General features: G+C 64.0%; 17 protein-coding genes. 11 read left to right on the top strand and 6 right to left on the bottom strand.

Annotated features, from left to right (window positions below):
• Nucleotides 1-40 precede the first annotated feature (40 nt).
• The 4 genes from BN2156_RS28720 to BN2156_RS28705 are packed head-to-tail and all read right to left on the bottom strand — an operon-like array spanning nt 41 to nt 4,483.
• Nucleotides 41-796 (bottom strand): alpha/beta fold hydrolase, encoded by a 756-nt coding sequence (locus BN2156_RS28720; protein ID WP_235625532.1) that lies wholly within the window; start codon nt 794-796, stop codon nt 41-43.
• Nucleotides 733-1,908, bottom strand: coding sequence for a flavin-containing monooxygenase (locus tag BN2156_RS28715; protein WP_234792321.1), 1,176 nt, complete (start codon nt 1,906-1,908; stop codon nt 733-735). The genes BN2156_RS28720 and BN2156_RS28715 overlap by 64 nt, the downstream gene beginning before the upstream one ends.
• Complete coding sequence (locus BN2156_RS28710) at nt 1,905-3,152, bottom strand: MFS transporter (RefSeq protein ID WP_090518279.1); 1,248 nt, start codon at nt 3,150-3,152, stop codon at nt 1,905-1,907. The genes BN2156_RS28715 and BN2156_RS28710 overlap by 4 nt, the downstream gene beginning before the upstream one ends.
• Nucleotides 3,149-4,483, bottom strand: a complete 1,335-nt coding sequence (locus BN2156_RS28705; RefSeq protein ID WP_044520458.1) for an NAD(P)-binding domain-containing protein — start codon at nt 4,481-4,483, stop codon at nt 3,149-3,151. Before BN2156_RS28705 ends, BN2156_RS28710 begins: the two co-directional genes overlap by 4 nt.
• An 85-nt stretch (nt 4,484-4,568) precedes the next feature.
• On the opposite strand from BN2156_RS28705, the gene BN2156_RS28700 reads away from it, so the two are divergent.
• A complete protein-coding gene (locus BN2156_RS28700; RefSeq protein WP_084388662.1) occupies nt 4,569-4,922 on the top strand; it encodes an ArsR/SmtB family transcription factor in 354 nt (117 codons plus the stop codon).
• A gap of 545 nt (nt 4,923-5,467) precedes the next feature.
• On the top strand, nt 5,468-6,976 hold the full coding sequence (locus tag BN2156_RS28695) for a toll/interleukin-1 receptor domain-containing protein (RefSeq protein ID WP_044520455.1): 1,509 nt from the start codon (nt 5,468-5,470) through the stop codon (nt 6,974-6,976).
• A 68-nt stretch (nt 6,977-7,044) separates the two neighbouring features.
• Here the strand turns inward: BN2156_RS28695 and BN2156_RS28690 are convergent, their stop codons facing one another.
• Both BN2156_RS28690 and BN2156_RS28685 read right to left on the bottom strand, forming a co-directional pair.
• A complete protein-coding gene (locus BN2156_RS28690) occupies nt 7,045-7,341 on the bottom strand; it encodes a DUF3349 domain-containing protein (RefSeq protein WP_044520454.1) in 297 nt (98 codons plus the stop codon).
• Nucleotides 7,342-7,402: 61 nt separating this feature from the next.
• Nucleotides 7,403-8,068 (bottom strand): arsenate reductase ArsC, encoded by a 666-nt coding sequence (locus tag BN2156_RS28685; RefSeq protein ID WP_044520453.1) that lies wholly within the window; start codon nt 8,066-8,068, stop codon nt 7,403-7,405.
• A gap of 360 nt (nt 8,069-8,428) precedes the next feature.
• Between BN2156_RS28685 and pstS the strand changes: the two genes are divergently transcribed.
• From pstS to BN2156_RS28640, 9 genes are all read left to right on the top strand, one after another.
• Nucleotides 8,429-9,559, top strand: a complete 1,131-nt coding sequence (gene pstS, locus BN2156_RS28680) for a phosphate ABC transporter substrate-binding protein PstS (RefSeq protein ID WP_005086293.1) — start codon at nt 8,429-8,431, stop codon at nt 9,557-9,559.
• A 93-nt stretch (nt 9,560-9,652) separates the two neighbouring features.
• Nucleotides 9,653-10,627 carry a phosphate ABC transporter permease subunit PstC gene (gene pstC, locus BN2156_RS28675; protein ID WP_044520452.1) on the top strand — a complete coding sequence of 325 codons (975 nt, stop codon included), beginning with the start codon at nt 9,653-9,655 and terminating at the stop codon, nt 10,625-10,627.
• Complete coding sequence (pstA, locus tag BN2156_RS28670; protein WP_044520451.1) at nt 10,624-11,523, top strand: phosphate ABC transporter permease PstA; 900 nt, start codon at nt 10,624-10,626, stop codon at nt 11,521-11,523. The genes pstC and pstA overlap by 4 nt, the downstream gene beginning before the upstream one ends.
• 18 nt (nt 11,524-11,541) lie before the next feature.
• Nucleotides 11,542-12,318: a phosphate ABC transporter ATP-binding protein PstB gene (gene pstB, locus BN2156_RS28665; RefSeq protein WP_044520450.1), complete on the top strand. Its 777-nt coding sequence runs from the start codon at nt 11,542-11,544 to the stop codon at nt 12,316-12,318.
• Nucleotides 12,319-12,387: 69 nt separating this feature from the next.
• Nucleotides 12,388-13,128 (top strand): winged helix-turn-helix transcriptional regulator, encoded by a 741-nt coding sequence (locus tag BN2156_RS28660; RefSeq protein WP_044520449.1) that lies wholly within the window; start codon nt 12,388-12,390, stop codon nt 13,126-13,128.
• On the top strand, nt 13,125-14,195 hold the full coding sequence (locus BN2156_RS28655) for a helicase associated domain-containing protein (RefSeq protein WP_044520448.1): 1,071 nt from the start codon (nt 13,125-13,127) through the stop codon (nt 14,193-14,195). Before BN2156_RS28660 ends, BN2156_RS28655 begins: the two co-directional genes overlap by 4 nt.
• Before the next feature lie 351 nt (nt 14,196-14,546).
• The gene (locus tag BN2156_RS28650) at nt 14,547-15,026 is read left to right on the top strand and encodes a hypothetical protein (RefSeq protein WP_044520447.1); all 480 of its coding nucleotides are present in this window, start codon (nt 14,547-14,549) and stop codon (nt 15,024-15,026) included.
• A 213-nt stretch (nt 15,027-15,239) separates the two neighbouring features.
• Nucleotides 15,240-16,418 carry a hypothetical protein gene (locus tag BN2156_RS28645; protein ID WP_234792322.1) on the top strand — a complete coding sequence of 393 codons (1,179 nt, stop codon included), beginning with the start codon at nt 15,240-15,242 and terminating at the stop codon, nt 16,416-16,418.
• Nucleotides 16,405-17,853 (top strand): ApeA N-terminal domain 1-containing protein, encoded by a 1,449-nt coding sequence (locus tag BN2156_RS28640; protein ID WP_159402873.1) that lies wholly within the window; start codon nt 16,405-16,407, stop codon nt 17,851-17,853. The genes BN2156_RS28645 and BN2156_RS28640 overlap by 14 nt, the downstream gene beginning before the upstream one ends.
• Nucleotides 17,854-17,862: the final 9 nt, after the last annotated feature.

Below are 17,862 nucleotides of genomic sequence, written 5' to 3'. Positions count from 1 at the left end.
GATGCGAACGCTGGTCTGCTCGCATCCCGCCGGTGGACCATCACTGCGTTTTCAGCACCTCGGCCAAGGGCTCGGGCGCGACGTGGTGGCCTTGGCCGGTCAGCTGCACCAGAGTGGCGTGGGGAAGCTCGTGCGTGAGCAGGTCGATGGCCTGGTGTAGAAACGCCGCGCTGGCGGTGCCCGACACCAGGGTGGTGGGTGTGTGCAGGGTGGCGTAGCGGCGCAGATCAGCGGGCAGTCCCGACAGCACCTCCATGGTGGGCAGCAGCGTGGGGGCATGGGCCACGTTGGCCAGCCACAACGGGTTGTCCCGTGCGGCAGCAACTTCGGCCGGTGAGAGTCCGCCGCCCCCGCGGCCCAGCGCATCCAGGACCAACTCCTCGTAGCGTCCTGCGTCGAGCATGCCGCGGATCCACTCCGGATCCGGGATGGGGTAGGTGATCGGCAGCGGTGGTTCATACAGCGCCAGGCGCGGCACCAAATCTGGTGCGGACAGCGCGGTTTCCAGTGCGACAACAGCACCGAACGAGTAGCCGAACAGGGCATCGATCGGGCCAAGCGTGTCGATGACTGCGCCGACATCCTCGGTGTAGCGGTCGATGTGTGGCGGTGACAGGCCACGCTGGCTGGTTCCGTGGCCGCGCAGATTGATCAGGGCGACCGTGAACCGGTCGGTGAGATGGTCGGCCAGCGGCATCAGACTTAGTGCGGTACCCAGGCCGCCATGCACCGCTACCAGGACCGGGCCCTCACCACGCACCAGGTACGTGATCTCCGTGCCGTCAGCTGAGCGCACCGATCCGCCGCGCAGCCACCCGTGGCTGCTCGTCGTTGCCACGCGCCTTGGCGGGAAGGGTTGCGGGCCAGCAGTTTATCCACGACATAGGTGGCGTCCCGGCCGACGCCGCGTAGCGACGCCGAAGATAGGGACCGCTGCCACTCCAAACCTACGAAGCCCAGCCCCAGGTGAGTGCGCGACAACCCGCGCCGCTGTCGGGGCAGCGCGCGGTCATCGAGTGCCCCCAGGTCGGCGAGATAGTCCAGCGCGGGCCGATACCCGGTCGCGCACAGCACGGTGTCGACTTGTTCGCGGGTGCCGTCGGCCCACACCGCCGAGTCGCCGTCGAGACGACGGAACATCGGTCGCCGGTCGGGACGACCGGCGGTGAGCGCGTCCCGATAGGTGCCGTGGTCGAACACCGGAACGGTAGGCGGTTGGTTCAGCCACGGGCCGATCGGTGCGGCATCCAGGCCGGTGACGGTGAACCAGAAGTGCATGTCGCGACCCCACGGTCGCTGCGGAATGAACCGCACCCGGTCTCGGGTGGCCAGGGATACGTCGGTGACTTCAGCCAGCTCGGCACCGATCTGAATTGCCGAGTTGCCGGCGCCCACAACCACGATGCGCCGCCCGGCCCACGGGTCGGGACTTCGGTAGGCACTGGCATGCAGCAGTTGGCCGGTGAACGTGTCGGCTCCGGGGAAACTGGGCAGGTAGGGCTTGGCGAAGCTTCCGGTCGCGGCGATCAGGATCGGTGTGCTCCACTGCCGGCCCGCGGCGGTGAAGACGGTGAAGCCACTCGGGTCGCCGGTGACGGTGGTGACCGCATCGCCGGTGTGGATGTCCACAGACAGCCCTGCGGCATAACCGCGGAGGTAGTCGATGACGTCGTCGCGATGCGGATAGCGGTCGGGATCGCCCGGGAATGCCACGCCGGGCAGCGCGCTGTAGCGGGCGGGGCTGAACAGGGTCAGGCTGGCGTAGTAGTCCGGCCAGGATCCGCCGGGTTCACCACGAGCGTCCACAATGAGCGGGTGCAGGCCGCGGTCGCGTAGCGCGGCGGCGGCGGCCAGTCCGGATTGGCCGGCACCGATCACGATCGCGTCGCGTGGTGAGGCGGAAGTCATTGCCGTGACGGTTCTTTCGTCGATGGTGTACCGGTGGTGAGTTCGGGTGCTGCCACGCCGGTGGCGGTGGCCAAGACCGCTGCCAGGCCGGCGGCCGCGCCCAGGACGACGAACATGGCCGCGTAGCCGTGCAGCGCGGTGGCCAGTGCGGCGCCGATGAACGGGGCTAGTGCGGTGGTGAACATCAATGGTGCTGACAGGATTCCGCTGAGATGCCCGTAATGGGCTGTGCCCCAGCGTTCTGTCACGGCAGTGGCCTGCAGCAGCGTCATGATGCCGCGCACCATGCCCGCCACGATCGCGACGCCGATCAGCGCCGCCAGCGAGGTGAACAGTCCCAACAGTGCGGTGGTGACCGCAACGATGCCCATGATCAGCGCAGTGCGGGTGACGACGCCGAAGCGCTGCACCAAACTCTGATAACCGATCCGGCCCAGCACCTGGCCCACGCCGCCGAGGCCGAGGGCCACCGCCGCTGCCTGGGTGCTGAACCCGCGCTGGGCCATCAACGGGACGAGGTTGATGACCACGGCGTAGGAGGCCAGCGCCGCCAGCGCGAACGCCGCCGTCAGGGCGACGAAGGGGCGGGTGCGTGCCGTGAGGGTCGCAGCCTGCACCGCATGGTGATGGATCATCGGCGGCCACGGCTGTCGCAGTCCGACGAGGTGGGCCGGGATGGTCACCACCGCCAGCAACGCCGTGAGCACGAGATAGGTGGTACGCCAATCCAGATGCGCCGAGAGCACTGCGGTCAGCGGGGCGAAAACAGTGCTGGCGAACCCGGCGACCAACGTGAGCACGGTCAGCGCCCGCACAGCATGGGGAGCGAAATACCGCGTCAGCGCGGCGAACGCCGGCGCGTAGAACACCGCGCTCATCGCCACGCCGGCCAGCGCCCACGCGGCAAGAAACCACCCGAAGGTGGGGGCCGCGGCGATCCCCAGCAGTGCGGCGACACCGAGCACCGAACCACCTGTCATGACCCAGCGGGGGCCATGGCGGTCCAGCGCTCGGCCCACCGGGACGCTCATGATCGCCGAGGTGAGCAGGCCTGCGGAAAACGCGGCAGTCACCGCCGAGGCCGACCACCCTGTGTCGCCGCAGATCTGGGGCAACAACACCGGGAAGGCGTAGTAGAGCACACCCCAACTGATGATCTCGGTGACACACAGCGTCACCAGCACCCCGCGCGGGCCGTGCGAGCCGGCGCGGGGCGGCAGTGATGCACTGCGCGGTGAGGTCATCCGCCGATCGGATTGAGTGACAACGTCAACGGCTGCGGGGCGCTGGCCGTGCTGCAGCAGCCGCCCTCATTGGCCGCCTCAGCGTCATCAACCAGGCCGCCGCCGCTGCACACACCGGTCTCGGGCAACACCAATTCGACGCGCTGCGCCGCCTCGTGGTCACCGGCCAGTTCCGCGGCCACGCTGCGCACCTGCTCATAACCGGTCAACGCCAAGAAGGTCGGGGCGCGCCCGTAGGACTTCATCCCCACCAGATACAGGCCCGGCTCGTCGGGATGGGCAAGCTCGGTCGCGCCGTGTGGGGGCACACTGCCGCACGAGTGCAGGTTGGGATCGATCTCGGGGGCCAGCTTGGCCGGGGCCTGCAGGATCGGGTCCAGATCCAGTCGCACCTCCGACAGGAACGACAGATCAGGCCGGAAACCGGTCAGCACCACGACATGATCAGCCGGCGCCAGCGTGCGCTCGTCGTCGGCGACCAGCACCACCTGGTCCTCGACGCGATCGACGCGCTCGGTGCGGAACCCGGTGTGCAGCTTGACCAGTCCGGCATCGACAGCCGCCCGGGCCCGAATCCCCAGCGCGCCACGCTGCGGCAACGCATCGGCCTCGCCGCCGCCGAAACCATCACCCACCGCGCCGCGCCGCCACACCCACGACACCTGCGTGGACGGATCCTCGCGGACCACCTCGGCCAACTCGATGACTGCGGTCATCGCTGAATGGCCATTGCCGACGACCACCACATGGTTACCGGAGAACTTCTCAGATTGGTTGCGCGAGGCGGGGATGTAGGTCACCAGACCCGCGTCGGCAGCCGCCTGCTCGCCGATGGCCGGAAGACCGTCGGCGCCCGCAGGATTGGGCTGCGTCCAGGTCCCCGAGGCGTCGATCACAGCCTGGGCCAACACCCGAGACTGCGCGCCGGCCTCATCGCTGATGCGCACCACGAATGGGGATTCCGCACGCCCGGTGCTGAGCACCCGGTCATGGCCCTGACGCGAAACGCCCACTACCCGGGCGTCGTAATGCACCCGATCACCGAGGGCCTGCGCCAACGGCGCCACATAGTCGTCGATCCACTCTTGCCCGGTGGGGTACCCCGAAGCCGGAGCTACCCACCCGGTCGGAGCCAGCAGCCGGGCAGCCGCCGGATCGATCAACTCGGGCCACGGCGAGAACGTACGTACATGAGACCAGCCCTGGATCGCCGAACCCGGCCCGCTGCCGGCCTCCAGCACCAGCGGCGTCAGGCCGCGTTCCAACAAGTGCGCAGCGGCAGCCAGGCCTTGCGGGCCGGCACCGATCACAACAACGGGCAGGTCGGACATCTTCTCTCCTCGGATCGACAACTATCGATACATCGACAATGCTCGATACATCGATGTTTGTCAATGTGTGTGGCATACTGGGGTCATGGCCAGCGCAACTGTCGCGGTGACCGCCACCGATATCGGTGCGTGCTGCTCTCCGCTGACCGGCGGTGTGATCGACACGCCGGCAGCCGAACGGCTCGCGGCGGTGTTCAAGGCCCTGGCCGATCCGGCCAGAGTCAAGCTGCTGTCACTGATCGCCGCCTCGGCCGGCGGTGAGGCCTGCGCCTGCGACCTCACCGAGCCCCTGGGTCTGTCGCAGTCGACGGTGTCGCACCACATGAAATTGCTCGTCGAGACTGGCCTGGTTAGCCGTGAGCAGCGCAGCAAATGGGCCTACTACCGGGTCAACGAAGTCGCGCTTGAGCGTGTCGCGCACCTGCTGATGGCCCGCTAGTCCCAGGTCTACCCGCCCCGCCGCCCCTTCTGTCCTAGGCGGGCCGTCCTTGTTCGGCCAGTTGTCGGCCATTGGCGCCAATTCTCTTAAATCGCAGTAATTTTCACGCCCAGCCTCGATCTGGGCCGTGGCTCCGAGTGGTCTGCCCGCGCAATCCGGTGCCGCGGGCCTGCGGTTTCGGTCACGGTGCCGAATCGGGGTTCGAAGTGTGAGCTCGGCAACCTCACCCTTGTCGGTAGTTGACGTTGTGGTGCTCGATCCTGCACAGTGTCGATGTCGTGACCTTTGGGTGGCACCTAGGGCACCGATGAACTATTGAGAGCCCCGCACTCCGTCGAGTGCGGGGCTCTTTTTGTTCTGGCGACACGCCGATGCCTGCATGCTCAGCAATGTCCTGAGCTGGAAATTCCATAAATGTTATTCAGAACATGTTGTATGCCCCCAGCTCGATGACCACTAGGTGTAGTGTTTGCGAAGCCACCCAAAGAGCGGCTCAGCGAACGCTGGGCCGGAGAACTTTCGAGACGGAAGGTCACGACAACACCATGACGGAGCAGTCCGCATCCGAGCACGCGTTCATTTCCTATGTCCATGAAGACAGCGATCACGTCGACAAGCTGTGCAACCTGCTGAACGCGGCCAGCATTCCGCACTGGCGGGACAGGGCCGATCTGGGGCCTGGCGACATGTGGAAGGCCAAGATCCGCGAGGCGATCAGCTCTGGCTCACTGGCCTTCCTCGCATGCTTCTCAACGAAGTCCACCGGCAAGCCCAAGAGTTACCAGAATGAAGAGATCACGCTCGCTGCAGAGGAATTCCGCCTGCGCCCGCCTGGCCGAACCTGGCTCATTCCCGTGCGATTCGATGACTGCGAGATCCCCGAATGGGATCTTGGTGGTGGCCGGACGCTTCGCGACATCAATTACATCGACCTGTTCGGCGACAACTACGCCGAGAACGTGGTGAAACTGATCGAGGCCACCAAGAAGGCCATGGGCCTGACCGGGGTCGACCCCGCCACCGTTCGAACAGCAGTCAGCGAAGCCGCCGCTGCCGAGCGTCCAGCCCTGCTGCGGCGGCTCACCAAAGACATGATCCGCGACCCGTCCCGGGAGATCGAACTCGATGAACTGATCACCCAGGAGATCTCCAACATGCTGGCAGGCATGCGTGACACCGAGCGTTTCCCCTCGGCGTTCTCCGGCACCACCAACGACGAGCACATCGTCCAGATTGCGGAAACCGCGATCGACTACTGGCGGTTGGTCGAGCCTTTCTGTGCATCGCTTCAGGTCGCTGCACGCTGGGGATCCCCAGAGTCGCTGTCGCCGTGGATCAAAGGCATCCGCGCCCTCACTGCGGAGGCGGTGAAGATGGTGGGCGACTCGCTCAACGCGCTGCGCTACCTCCCGAGCCTCCTCACGGTTACCGTCGCCGCCATGGCATCCAGTGGCCAGGGCCGCTGGGACAACTTCCGGGCGCTCATCGTGGACAATGTGGTCCCGAACCCCCGCCTGCAGGGAAAACGCGTGGCGATCATCGAAACCGTCAGCCCCTACACACCTTTCGGCGGAGCTGCCGAAGTCGCGGCCCACATCCTGGCTCGCTCAGAGACCACCGATGATGACCTTGCCACCGCCCTGGCTGGATACAACAAGAAGTACGGGAAGTTCCACACCCCGGTTTCCGAGTGGCTGTTCGCTATCTTGAAGCCGAGCTTCGTAGACCAGTTCCCGGACGACGACGCCTACCAGGATGCGTTCGACTACACCGAGATTGCCGTCGGAGTCGTGAACGAGGACCTCGGATTCATGCGGGCCGCTGAGTCTGGCCGCCCGTCCTACTCCCGAAACAAGTGGTTCGGACGTTCCACCTGGCGCTATGCCCACCGTCACTGCGAACCGGTGAAAGACTTCGCCGATGAACTGCAGCTCCGCGGGGAGCAGTGGGAACCGTTGCGTGCTGGCCTGTTCGGCGGGTCACCGGATCGCGCACGAGATGCCACCAAGCAATACGACGAGACCTTCAAGGAAATCGCCAGCCACAGGTGGTGAAGGTGGGCGCCGAGCCTGCGAGTGTGTTGCTGGCCATCGTGATCGATGGCCAGCACCCGCTCCGCCGATCACTGCGGCAACAAACGATCCCGCCATGCCCGGCTGACGGCGCAACGCTGACTGGGTGTCGGTAACCGGTTGGTGGCCATGGTGATTGCCACGTCGATGTCAGCAGAAGATGACGGGCCGTCGCCGAGCGCGGCGATCGCGCAGCTGAGCTGGCGCGCCGTCAGAGACGCCGGCCCGTGCAGTGCGATCAACGTCGCATGCCCTGTGCGTGGCGCCTGTTCGGCATAGCCGGCCCTCAGCCACCCAATCGCCGCGGTCAGCGCGGAACGCAGCGGGGCGCCGGGCTGAGGTCCCATGCGACCGGCCCCGCGCCCTCGGGTAGCGCAAGCCGACGAAGGGAATCGGTGGCGCAAGCGGTTACGCATGAGCGGCAACGCCAAGTTCGTTGAGCAGCTGACGAACTCGGCGTTCGATGTCATCGCGGATGGGGCGCACCGCATCGACATTCATGCTCGCCGGATCCTCCAGCTTCCATTCCTCATAGCGGCGACCCGGGAAGACCGGGCAGGCATCGCCGCATCCCATCGTGATCACCACATCGGCAGCCCGAACGATCTCCTCAGTCCAGGGCTTGGGGTACTCACCGGAGATGTCGATCCCGCGTTCGGACATCGCGGCCACCGCAGCCGGGTTGATCTCATTGCCCGGCTCCGAGCCGCCCGACCACGCCACCGCCGCATCCCCGGCGAAATGGCTGAAGAATCCCAAGGCCATCTGGGAGCGACCGGCATTGTGCGTGCACAGGAACAGCACGGTCGGCTTGCCGGTATCGCTCTTGCCTTCCACCTTGGCCAGCGCCCGTAACCGTTGGCGTGCGAAGCGCTCGGCCAGCAGCGGCAGAAACCGTGGGATCGAGGCCCTGCTCGCGAACTGGTCATAGGAGGAGTGCAGAAATCGCTCGATGGTCTCGATGCCGAAGCTGTCGGTGAACTCGTTTTCGAGCCGAACCGCTGCGGTCTTGAGCGCGAGCTGCTGATCGATGGACAGGTCGGAGCGCAGGTGGGTGGCGACGTTGTCGGACATGGTGGCAGTGACCTCCTTCGGGCCTATAGCGAAGTGGCGGACGTCAGGGGTTCTGGAGGACCACACCTATGGAGCGGTAGGCGCGGACCTCTCGGCGGGAGCGACGATTTCAGTCCAGAAATATTGACTCAATACTTGTTGAGCTATATCGGCGCCGTCAAGAGGGCAGCGTGAATCGACCTGAGGCCGTCAAGGTGGTTCATCTTCCGTTCATCCGGGTTGTGCTGTGGGTTCACTGGCAACCTTTAGGTTCAGGTCCCGAGCAGCCATCGGTTCTGCTCGGCGGAACAGCCGTTCCGCGGCTTGGCCCGCCGTGGTGGCAACGGGAGTTGACCACCCTGACCTCTAATAAGGAGCTACGTGAAGCTCAACCGTTTCGGTGCTGCGCTGAGCCTGATGGCCGCAGGCAGCCTGGTGCTTTCGGCGTGTGGCAGTGACAACAATGCAGAATCTGGTTCTAGCGCGACCAAGGCCGCCGGCGAGGCTTCATCGTCAGGTGTCGACTGCGCAGGCAAGAAGTCGCTGAAGGCCAGCGGGTCCACTGCGCAGGCCAACGCCATGACCCGGTTCGTCAACGCCTACGAGCAGGCTTGCTCGGGCTACACCCTCAACTACACCTCCAACGGCTCCGGCGCCGGTGTGAGCGAGTTCGTCGGCAAGCAGACCGACATCGGTGGTTCTGACTCCCCGCTGAGCAAGGACAAGGGCGAGTACGACAAGGCCGCCGAGCGGTGTGGATCGCCCGCCTGGAACCTGCCGGTGGTGTTCGGCCCGATCGCGGTTACCTACAACCTCGAGGGCGTCGACGGGCTGGTGCTCGACGGGCCCACCGCCGCCAAGATCTTCAACGGAACCATCAAGACCTGGGACGACCCGGCGATCAAGGCGCTCAACCCGTCGGCCACGCTGCCCGCGCAGCCGATCACCGTCGTGTTCCGCAGCGATGAGTCCGGTACCACTGACAACTTCCAGAAGTACCTCGACGCAGCGTCTGACGGTGCCTGGGGCAAGGGTGCGGGCAAGGCGTTCGCCGGCGGAGTTGGCGAGGGTGCCAAGGGCAACGAGGGCACCTCGGCGGCCATCAAGAACACCCCGGGATCGATCACCTACAACGAATGGTCCTTCGCCCAGGCCCAGGGCCTGTCGACGGCCAAGATCGTCACCTCGGCGGGCCCGGAGCCGGTCGAGATCAGCACCGAGACTGTCGGCAAGACCATCTCGGGCGCCACGATCAAGGGTGAAGGCAACGACCTCGTGCTGGACACGGTTTCGTTCTACAAGCCGACCGAGACCGGGGCCTACCCGATCGTGCTGGCCACCTACGAGATCGTCTGCTCGAAGTACCCCGACGCCGACACCGGCCAGGCCGTCAAGGCATTCCTGCAGTCGACGATCGGTGCGGGTCAGGAAGGCCTGGCCGACAACGGGTACATCCCGCTGCCGGCTGCGTTCGAATCGAAGCTGTCTGCCGCTGTCAACGCGATCGCTTGATCGGAATCACTGATGGCCTTACAGCCAGAGATCTCGGGAACCTTTCGGGGGCCGTCTACACCGGCGGCCCCCGAAAGGGGAGAGACTGCATCTATGCCTGATCCGGACAAGGCCACCAAAAAGACGAGCGCGATCCGCGCGGGGAGCGGCCAGCTCGGTGACCGTATCTTCAAGGCGCTAGCTGTCGCGGCGGGGTCGACCATTGTCATCGCGATCGCACTCATTGCGATCTTCCTGCTGATCCGCGCCATTCCATCGCTCGGGGCCAACCACGCCAACTTCTTCACCAGTACCGAGTTCAACACCGCCGACGCCGACAATTTGAGGTTCGGCATCCGCGACCTGTTCATGGTGACTGTGCTCAGCTCGGTATTCGCGCTCGCACTTGCTGTGCCGGTCGCGGTGGGCATCGCACTGTTTCTCACCCACTACGCACCGGCACGCCTGTCCCGACCGTTCAGCGCGCTGGTCGACCTTCTCGCCGCGGTGCCCTCGATCATCTTCGGTCTATGGGGAATCTTCATCCTGGCTCCCTGGCTGGAGCCGGTAGCCAGTTTCCTCAACAAATCCTTGGGCTGGCTGTTCCTGTTCGAGACCGGAAACGTGTCGCTGGCGGGCGGCGGCACCATCTTCACCGCCGGCGTGGTGCTGGCGGTGATGATTCTGCCGATCATCACCTCGGTGAGTCGGGAAGTGTTCCGCCAGACCCCGATCTCCCGGATCGAAGCCGCCCAGGCTTTGGGTGCCACGAAATGGGAAACGGTACGTATGACGGTGCTGCCGTACGGTCGCAGCGGTGTCATCGCCGCCTCAATGCTGGGCCTCGGTCGTGCGCTCGGTGAAACCGTTGCGGTACTGATCATCCTGCGCTCGGCAGCACAGCCGGGTAGCTGGTCGTTGTTTGACGGTGGCTACACCTTCGCCTCCAAAATTGCCTCGGCGGCAGCCGAATTCAGTGCACCACTGCCTACCGGCGCCTACATTGCCGCCGGTTTCGTCCTGTTCGCCCTGACCTTCGTGGTCAACGCGGCCGCCCGCGGCATTGCTGGAGGGAAGGTCAACGGATGACCACCGCATTCGACAGCCCGGTCAAGAGCCAGACGTTCCACTCGGTGAGCGTCGGTCGGCGCATCAAGAACAACATCGCGACCTCGCTATTCGTCGCAGCATTCGGGGTCGCATTGATCCCGTTGTTCTGGGTGCTCTACATCGTGGTGGAGAGGGGCTGGCAGGGCGTCACCAAATCGGGTTGGTGGACTCGCTCGCTGCAAGGTGTGCTGCCCGAATCCTTCGCCGGAGGCATCTACCACGCGCTCTACGGAACGCTGGTGCAGGCCGGCATCGCTGCCATCATCGCGATCCCGCTGGGCATCATGGCTGGCATCTACCTCGTCGAGTACGGCCGCTCCCGGCTGGCTCGGGTGACCACCTTCATGGTCGACGTCTTGGCCGGTGTGCCCTCAATCGTGGCTGCCCTGTTCATCTTCGCGTTGTGGATCGCCACCCTCGGATTCCCGCAAAGTGCCTTCGCCGTATCGCTGGCACTGGTCTTGCTGATGCTGCCGGTGGTGGTGCGCTCCACTGAGGAGATGCTCAAACTGGTGCCCGACGAACTCCGGGAAGCCAGCCTCGCATTGGGCATTCCCAAGTGGGTCACCATCGCTCGCGTCGTGCTGCCCACCGCGCTGCCCGGCATCATCAGCGGCATTCTGCTGTCGATCGCCCGCGTCATCGGTGAGACCGCCCCGGTGCTGGTCCTGGTGGGATACGCCAGATCCATCAACTTCGACGTGCTCGACGGCAACATGGCATCGCTGCCGCTGCTCATCTACACCGAACTGATCAACCCCCAACCCGCCGGGCAAATGCGTGTCTGGGGTGCTGCGTTGACGCTGATCATCGTGGTGGGCATCCTGATGTTCCTGGCCTCGATCGCGACACGCCTCCTCACCCGCAACCGCTAACCGCAAGGAACGTTCCTCATGGCCAAACGTATTGACCTCAAAGACGTCAACATCTACTACGGCGCATTCCACGCCGTGGCCGACGTGGGTTTGTCGGTGCAGCCGCGCAGCGTGACCGCGTTCATCGGCCCGTCGGGCTGCGGCAAGTCCACGGTGCTGAGGTCGCTGAACCGCATGCACGAGGTAACACCTGGCGCCCGTGTCGAGGGCTCGGTGCTGCTCGACGGTGAGGACATCTACGGCGCCGGGGTGGACCCGGTGGGCGTGCGCAAGACCATCGGAATGGTGTTCCAGCGTCCGAACCCGTTCCCCACCATGTCGATTCGTGACAACGTGGTGGCCGGGCTGAAGCTGCAGGGTGTGCGCAGCAAGAAGACCCTCGACGAGGTGGCCGAGCGTTCACTGCGCGGCGCGAACCTGTGGACCGAGGTCAAGGACCGCCTGGATAGGCCCGGCGGTGGTCTGTCGGGTGGTCAGCAGCAGCGGTTGTGCATCGCCCGTGCCATCGCCGTGCAGCCCGATGTGCTGTTGATGGATGAGCCCTGCTCGGCGCTCGACCCGATCTCGACGCTGGCCATCGAAGATCTGATCTCCACGCTCAAGCAGGACTACACGATCGTCATCGTCACCCACAACATGCAGCAGGCCGCCCGTGTCAGTGATCAGACCGCGTTCTTCAACCTCGAGGCCACCGGAAAGCCCGGCATGCTTATCGAGATCGACGACACCGAGAAGATGTTCTCCAATCCAGGCAAGAAGGCGACCGAGGACTACATCTCCGGCCGATTTGGCTAATAGTCGGCGGGATGCGCATCACGCACGGGGGTTTTGCGAGCGCGTGAGAAGAAGAGTGGGGTACACGATTTGACGATCGAGGTACGCCGTGCCGACGAGTTCACGCGGCCAGCATTTCGTGCTGCCGTGGGGCCTGCGCGCGGCAGTCTGTTGCTCGTCGACACCGATGCAATCATCGCCGAACAGTTGATGGAGGACGCCGCACGCACCGGAATCGACACCGTGTGGTGCAGCGATGGCGCTGAAGCGCTGCTGACAGTCGGTGCCGGACCGCCCAACGCGCTGGTGCTGCAGGCCCGCACCGAGATCGTCGACGCGGCCACCATCGCCGCAGCAGTGCGTGGCCGGTGGTCCCTACCGATCCTGGTTGGCTCGGCGCCCGAAGATGACGACGTGGCCCGCCAGGTCCTCGTAGCCGGTGCCTCGGCGGTCATCGCCCGGCCCTATGACATCACCGCGATCGCCCCATTCGCGCTCAGCGGTGACAAGCGCCCCGACGAGCCGGCCACGTTCTTCGCCGGACCCATCCATGTGGATCCCGATGGTTACGAAACCCGGGTTCGTGGCCGCGAAGTCCAACTCACCCAGCGTGAACTGGAACTGCTGATCTTCTTGATCAAGCAGCGTGGCCGAGTCGTCAGTTCCGAAGAAATCAGTGACGCCGTGTGGGGGCGTGTCTCTGACACCAACACCGTGGCCGTGCACGTCAAACGGCTGCGCGACAAACTCGGCGTCGACGCTGAACACGGAGAGTTCATCCGCACCATCCGTGGTGCCGGATACCGGCTGGCCCCCTCGATCTACACGTGAGTTCCACCGACACCAACTCCGAGGCCGACCAGTGGACACGGTCCCTGCAAGCGTTGAAGGCCTATCGCGATGCGCGCGGAACCACCGACGTCGCGCGAGGTGTCCGGGCATTTGGCGTTGACCTCGGCAAATGGGTTGTTCAGTGCAGAAACGACTACTGGAACGGCGCGCTGGACGCCAAACGTGTCAAGGCGCTCGAACGCATTGAAGGCTGGCAGTGGGGACCCTCGCGCCCCGACAGCTGGCGCCACGCTTACGACACCGTGCAGGCCTACGCGCGCAAGCACCGCAGCATCATTGGCTTCGAGGCGACCGTCATCGACGGCGTCGAGATCCAGGCCTGGGCGGCGGCGCAACGCAGCGCCCAGCTCAGCGGCCAGCTGTCTCTGGTCCAGATCACCCTCCTGGACAAACTGCCGGGCTGGACATGGGATCAGGACGAAACACGTTGGAAGCAAGGGATACTGGCCGCCAAACGCTACATCAAACTCCACCGAAGTCTCGACGACGTGCAGCAAGATGCCGAGCTTGACGGGTACCCGTTAGGACAATGGCTCCACCGCTGCCGAGAAGACTTCCGTGCCGGCACTTTGCCGCAGGAGCGGATCGCCACACTCGAGGCATTGCGCGGCTTCAGCTGGGGCCGCCAACGCGAGCAGTGGACCGTTGGTTTCGAGGCACTCACCAGCTTTGCGGCCGCAAACGGGCATGCCTCGCCCAGTCAACACACCGTCATCGACGGATTCCGGCTCGGCGCATGGGTGACCGGCAAGCGCTATCAGTACCGGCAAGGCACCCTACCCGAACAGCAAGCTGCAGCACTGGAGTCACTGCCAGGATGGCAATGGTCACCCCTAGATGCTCAGTGGCAGCGCGGATTTGACGCACTTCGCCGCTACAGCGATCAGAACGGCCACGCCAATCCGCCCCGCGGACACACCTACGACGACTATCCCGTCGGTGACTGGGCACGCGCCCAACGAGACGCACACGACCGCGGCCGCATGCCATCCACCAGAGTCTCCCAACTTGAAGCGCTGCCAGGGTGGTCCTGGAAGATCCAGTGAAGTCGGTAGCAGGCGTGCCCCAATCCCGTAAGCACCGCAACTGTATGCACTACTAGTAGTACCATTAGCTGAGTTGCTCGCCGAGACGCTGGACTCCTGTGGGTTGAGGAGGGGTTGTGTCCAATTCTGAGAATCGCCGCCTGACGGAACAGGTCAAGGTACGCCTGCTCCCGCAGGAAAAGAGTGCTCTCGAAGCCGAGGCCGCGCTCAGGGGCATCACGGTTCCCCGACTGCTGAGGCTCATCAGTGTCGGCCCGGATATCGGCGAGCCGGATAGCGAGATGTCCACTGCGCTTGACTGTGGCAGACCGCATCCTGTGATGCGCATAGGACCCTGGAGTGATTCGGGGGATGAGTGAGACGGCGCTGACTCGGCTGGCGGCCAACGCCGCACTCTACCGGGTGCAGAAACGTGAACTCGACCGCGCGATCTACCAGGCTGCCACCGATAGTGGGCTGACTCACACGCAAATCAGCGACATCGTCGGCGTTTACTCGGTGCCGGCGGTGCAACGTATCTTGCGTCGGTTCACCGACGATCCTTCACAACTTGAACAGGCGCCTGCTGAGATCATCGACCGACACGTCGCAGGGCTGATCGATGGGGACGAGATGATGAACCAGCTCTTGAATCGTCAGTACTCCTTCGGCGCCCCGGCATCCGTTGGAGGCGTTGCTACTGATGCGTACAAGGCGGGCAGTTGGGACGACATCGAAATCGCCTTCTGCAAAGGACAGCTCGGTGAGGCCGAGTTCCGGCAACTCGCTACACGCCATTTGCGCAGGCGTGTGAGTGTGCCCGCGAGCCGGCGGCATGAACCCTTGTCGTGACAGAGACTGCAACGCCGAATTGCAAACAGTCACCCGCGCCGAATTCACATCTCGACAGGAGCTGAACTGCTCCATGCAGGCGATGCGATAGCGCTAGTAAGCATTCTTGTGGTCCGGCCGACTAGGCGTTTCGGCTGCCGATGGGCAGATCGCGCGGCCTGGTACTGCGATCTTCTGAGTCCATGTTAGGTCGACGTCTTATCGTCACTTTCGGTGTGCGTTCGCAAGGCTGAAAACGCGGTCTTCGCACGCCAGAGGGCTGCGCCGCCGATGAGAGAACTCCTAGAGGTCGTGCACGACCCTGACGTTGCGTTCAACCCCTTTTACGGCCCCGCCCCCGAGCATGACTGCCCATGTGGTTCAGGGCTGCAAGCTCAGCACTGCCATCGAGCCACCGACGACACATGGGTCGCAGAACGTCCGCCAGCTCTCATCACTGGGCCGCGCACCGAGTACGGCAACCCTGGCTGCTACGCCCGCAGCAGCCAGGACTGCGATGAGCAACTCACCCGCGAGCATTGGATCAGCGACGACCTGCTTGAACGCGTATCCAACGACAAGAAAGTTATCGCCGTCGAAGGTGCGGCCTGGCAAGGAAAAACGCCGAAACGGAAAACCATCGGTATCAACTCGATGTCATCGAAGATCCTGTGCAGTCGACACAACCGGGCCCTGTCGCCTCTGGACAAGGTCGCGGCGGAATTCTTCACCCACCTGCGAGACGATCTGCTCGACATGAACTGGCATACCGGAATGCCGCCGCATTTCCCAAACGGCTTCACACTGATCAGCGGACCGTACTTTGAACTGTGGCTACTCAAAGTTCTCTGGGGAGCGATCGAGTCCGGCGCCCTCACGGTCAACGGGCACGTCGCCTACCGATTTCGTCTCGGGGTGACCACCGCGACACTGACCGAAATCCTATGGCGGGGAGCCCAATGGCCGAAGCACCGGGGCATGTATGTGATGCTCGACCGAGACGCGGACTACTGGATCAAAGGGAACTCGGTGCGGGTACGACCGGCAAACGTTGAAAGCGAGATTCTTGGCGGTTACATCCAGATCGGCGGCTTCGAATACAACATCTCCTTCGAATCACCACCAGTCAGAAAGATTTACCGGCCCGCAGCTATCAGCTTCCAACGACGCGGCTTCAACAACTGCTGGAAGATGGCGGCTTTCGCCTGGCCGGAACTAGGGCACGAAATGGTCAATGCCTTCAGTCAACGCGCACCAGGGGAGGATCCGTCCGTCCCGCCGACTCGGAGGGCGGCAAGCCTGCGAGACAAGATCATGCCAGGCTCAGTCAACGTCACCAGTGGCGCAACCCCAGAGCAGCGGACCGTTGAACCTAACCAAGAAGAAGCGAGATTCACAGGTGACCAACGCTGAATTCCCTTCCAAGACAGCTCAATCACTAGGTAAATTCTGGTTGCCCGATGCCGACGATTCTCCGGTGTCGGGGATGCTCAGCGTCGATGGCACTGATGTTCGCCTAGAGGTCAGCCCGGAGATCACGCCAATGTTCTTGATCAGGAACACCGGGCCAGGTAAGGCGGCCGTGAAGCTCAGCGATCAACCTGACGACATGGTCGTCCTCGGTTCGATCCCGATGAAACCGCGAAAGGTCACCCTCTGGGACGCACAAACCACGCACCAAACACAACTGGCCGGCCTATTCTTTGCCGGCAAAAACGCCGGTCCGTCTAGACAAGGGCTCAAAGCCACGTGGTGTGTCGCGGGCCAACATCTGCCCGATCCAGACACGCCCCTTTGCGGTGTTCGGCCCGATGTCACAAACCTCGCCGAGTGGGCCAGACTTCCCGCACTCGCTACCACGGTCTATCCGCGTGACCCGCTCAAGCTCGACTGGCACATGAATGTACGAAACAAATCACTTGATGCCGAACTCGCCAATGGCGCAGGCTATCTCACCCTCGCACCATCAGCACGGCACAGTCCTCCTGACTTGCGCGGGCTCCATGTCACCACGACCAGTCAGCTCGAGATCGAGCTCTTTCAGGGTTGGAGCCTTCCGGACATCGCAATGAGAGTCCTGCGCCCCCTCGCCGACCTCATGACGCTGTTGTCCGGCAAGCCGTGCGTCATACGGTCGCTGGACGTTTGGGCCGATACCTGGTGCTCGGTACACGGCTACCAGATCGATCCGGCCGGCCCCGAGACCGCCGGCGAACTGCTATTCACCCGACCGCACGTCGGACTCGAGTTCCTTCCGCGATGGTTCGATCTACACCAACGCACGACACCCGTGCCTCAGATCCTTGCCGCCGTCATCCGAAACGAATATCCGACTGTAGAAGCAGATGCGCTGTCTCTGGCGACCGCTGTAGAGGCTCTGCACCGGACACTCGATCCAGATGCACGACGATTCAGCGTCGAGCAGATCGACAACTCGCTGGAGGCGGTTGAAGCTTCGAACATGCCGACAGAGGTCTCTCAATCTCTTTCAACAGCTCTACGCCAGTACTGGCACGAATACAGCTATCCCCAACGAGTCAAAGCTCTCGCTGAGCCGGTCGCTGAAGCTGTCCCCGCCTGCATCGGACGCTTGAGCCGTTGGAAAGAGCAGGTCGTCAACCAACGCATCGCTCTGGCGCACGGTCTCGGGCAGAACGGGCTCAGCGTCGACCAGATCCGCCGCATGCACGCACTGAACCAGTCGCTGCACTGGATGCTGACGCTTCGCCTCTTCATGGAGGCCGGAATCGATGGTTCGATCCTCGCAAAGACAACTGAAGATTCAGAGCGATTCAACGATCAATGCCACAACTGGCGTCACTCATGGCCAAAGGTGTTTTCCGCGTGAGAATGCCAG

The organism is Mycolicibacterium neworleansense, assembly GCF_001245615.1.
Taxonomy (GTDB): Bacteria; Actinomycetota; Actinomycetes; order Mycobacteriales; family Mycobacteriaceae; genus Mycobacterium; species Mycobacterium neworleansense.
Note: the sequence above shows the minus strand (reverse complement) of the source record. Positions and strands in the feature narration are given on the sequence as shown.

Excerpts from the sequence above, each read along its gene's own strand:
- BN2156_RS28700 (WP_084388662.1), top strand. The coding sequence starts at position 4,569 with ATGGCCAGCGCAACTGTCGCGGTGACCGCCACCGATATCGGTGCGTGC.
- BN2156_RS28685 (WP_044520453.1), bottom strand. The coding sequence starts at position 8,068 with ATGTCCGACAACGTCGCCACCCACCTGCGCTCCGACCTGTCCATCGAT.
- pstC (WP_044520452.1), top strand. The coding sequence starts at position 9,653 with ATGCCTGATCCGGACAAGGCCACCAAAAAGACGAGCGCGATCCGCGCG.
- BN2156_RS28710 (WP_090518279.1), bottom strand. The coding sequence starts at position 3,152 with ATGACCTCACCGCGCAGTGCATCACTGCCGCCCCGCGCCGGCTCGCAC.
- BN2156_RS28715 (WP_234792321.1), bottom strand. The coding sequence starts at position 1,908 with ATGACTTCCGCCTCACCACGCGACGCGATCGTGATCGGTGCCGGCCAA.
- BN2156_RS28705 (WP_044520458.1), bottom strand. The coding sequence starts at position 4,483 with ATGTCCGACCTGCCCGTTGTTGTGATCGGTGCCGGCCCGCAAGGCCTG.
- BN2156_RS28650 (WP_044520447.1), top strand. The coding sequence starts at position 14,547 with ATGAGTGAGACGGCGCTGACTCGGCTGGCGGCCAACGCCGCACTCTAC.
- pstB (WP_044520450.1), top strand. The coding sequence starts at position 11,542 with ATGGCCAAACGTATTGACCTCAAAGACGTCAACATCTACTACGGCGCA.
- pstA (WP_044520451.1), top strand. The coding sequence starts at position 10,624 with ATGACCACCGCATTCGACAGCCCGGTCAAGAGCCAGACGTTCCACTCG.
- BN2156_RS28690 (WP_044520454.1), bottom strand. The coding sequence starts at position 7,341 with ATGGGACCTCAGCCCGGCGCCCCGCTGCGTTCCGCGCTGACCGCGGCG.
- BN2156_RS28695 (WP_044520455.1), top strand. The coding sequence starts at position 5,468 with ATGACGGAGCAGTCCGCATCCGAGCACGCGTTCATTTCCTATGTCCAT.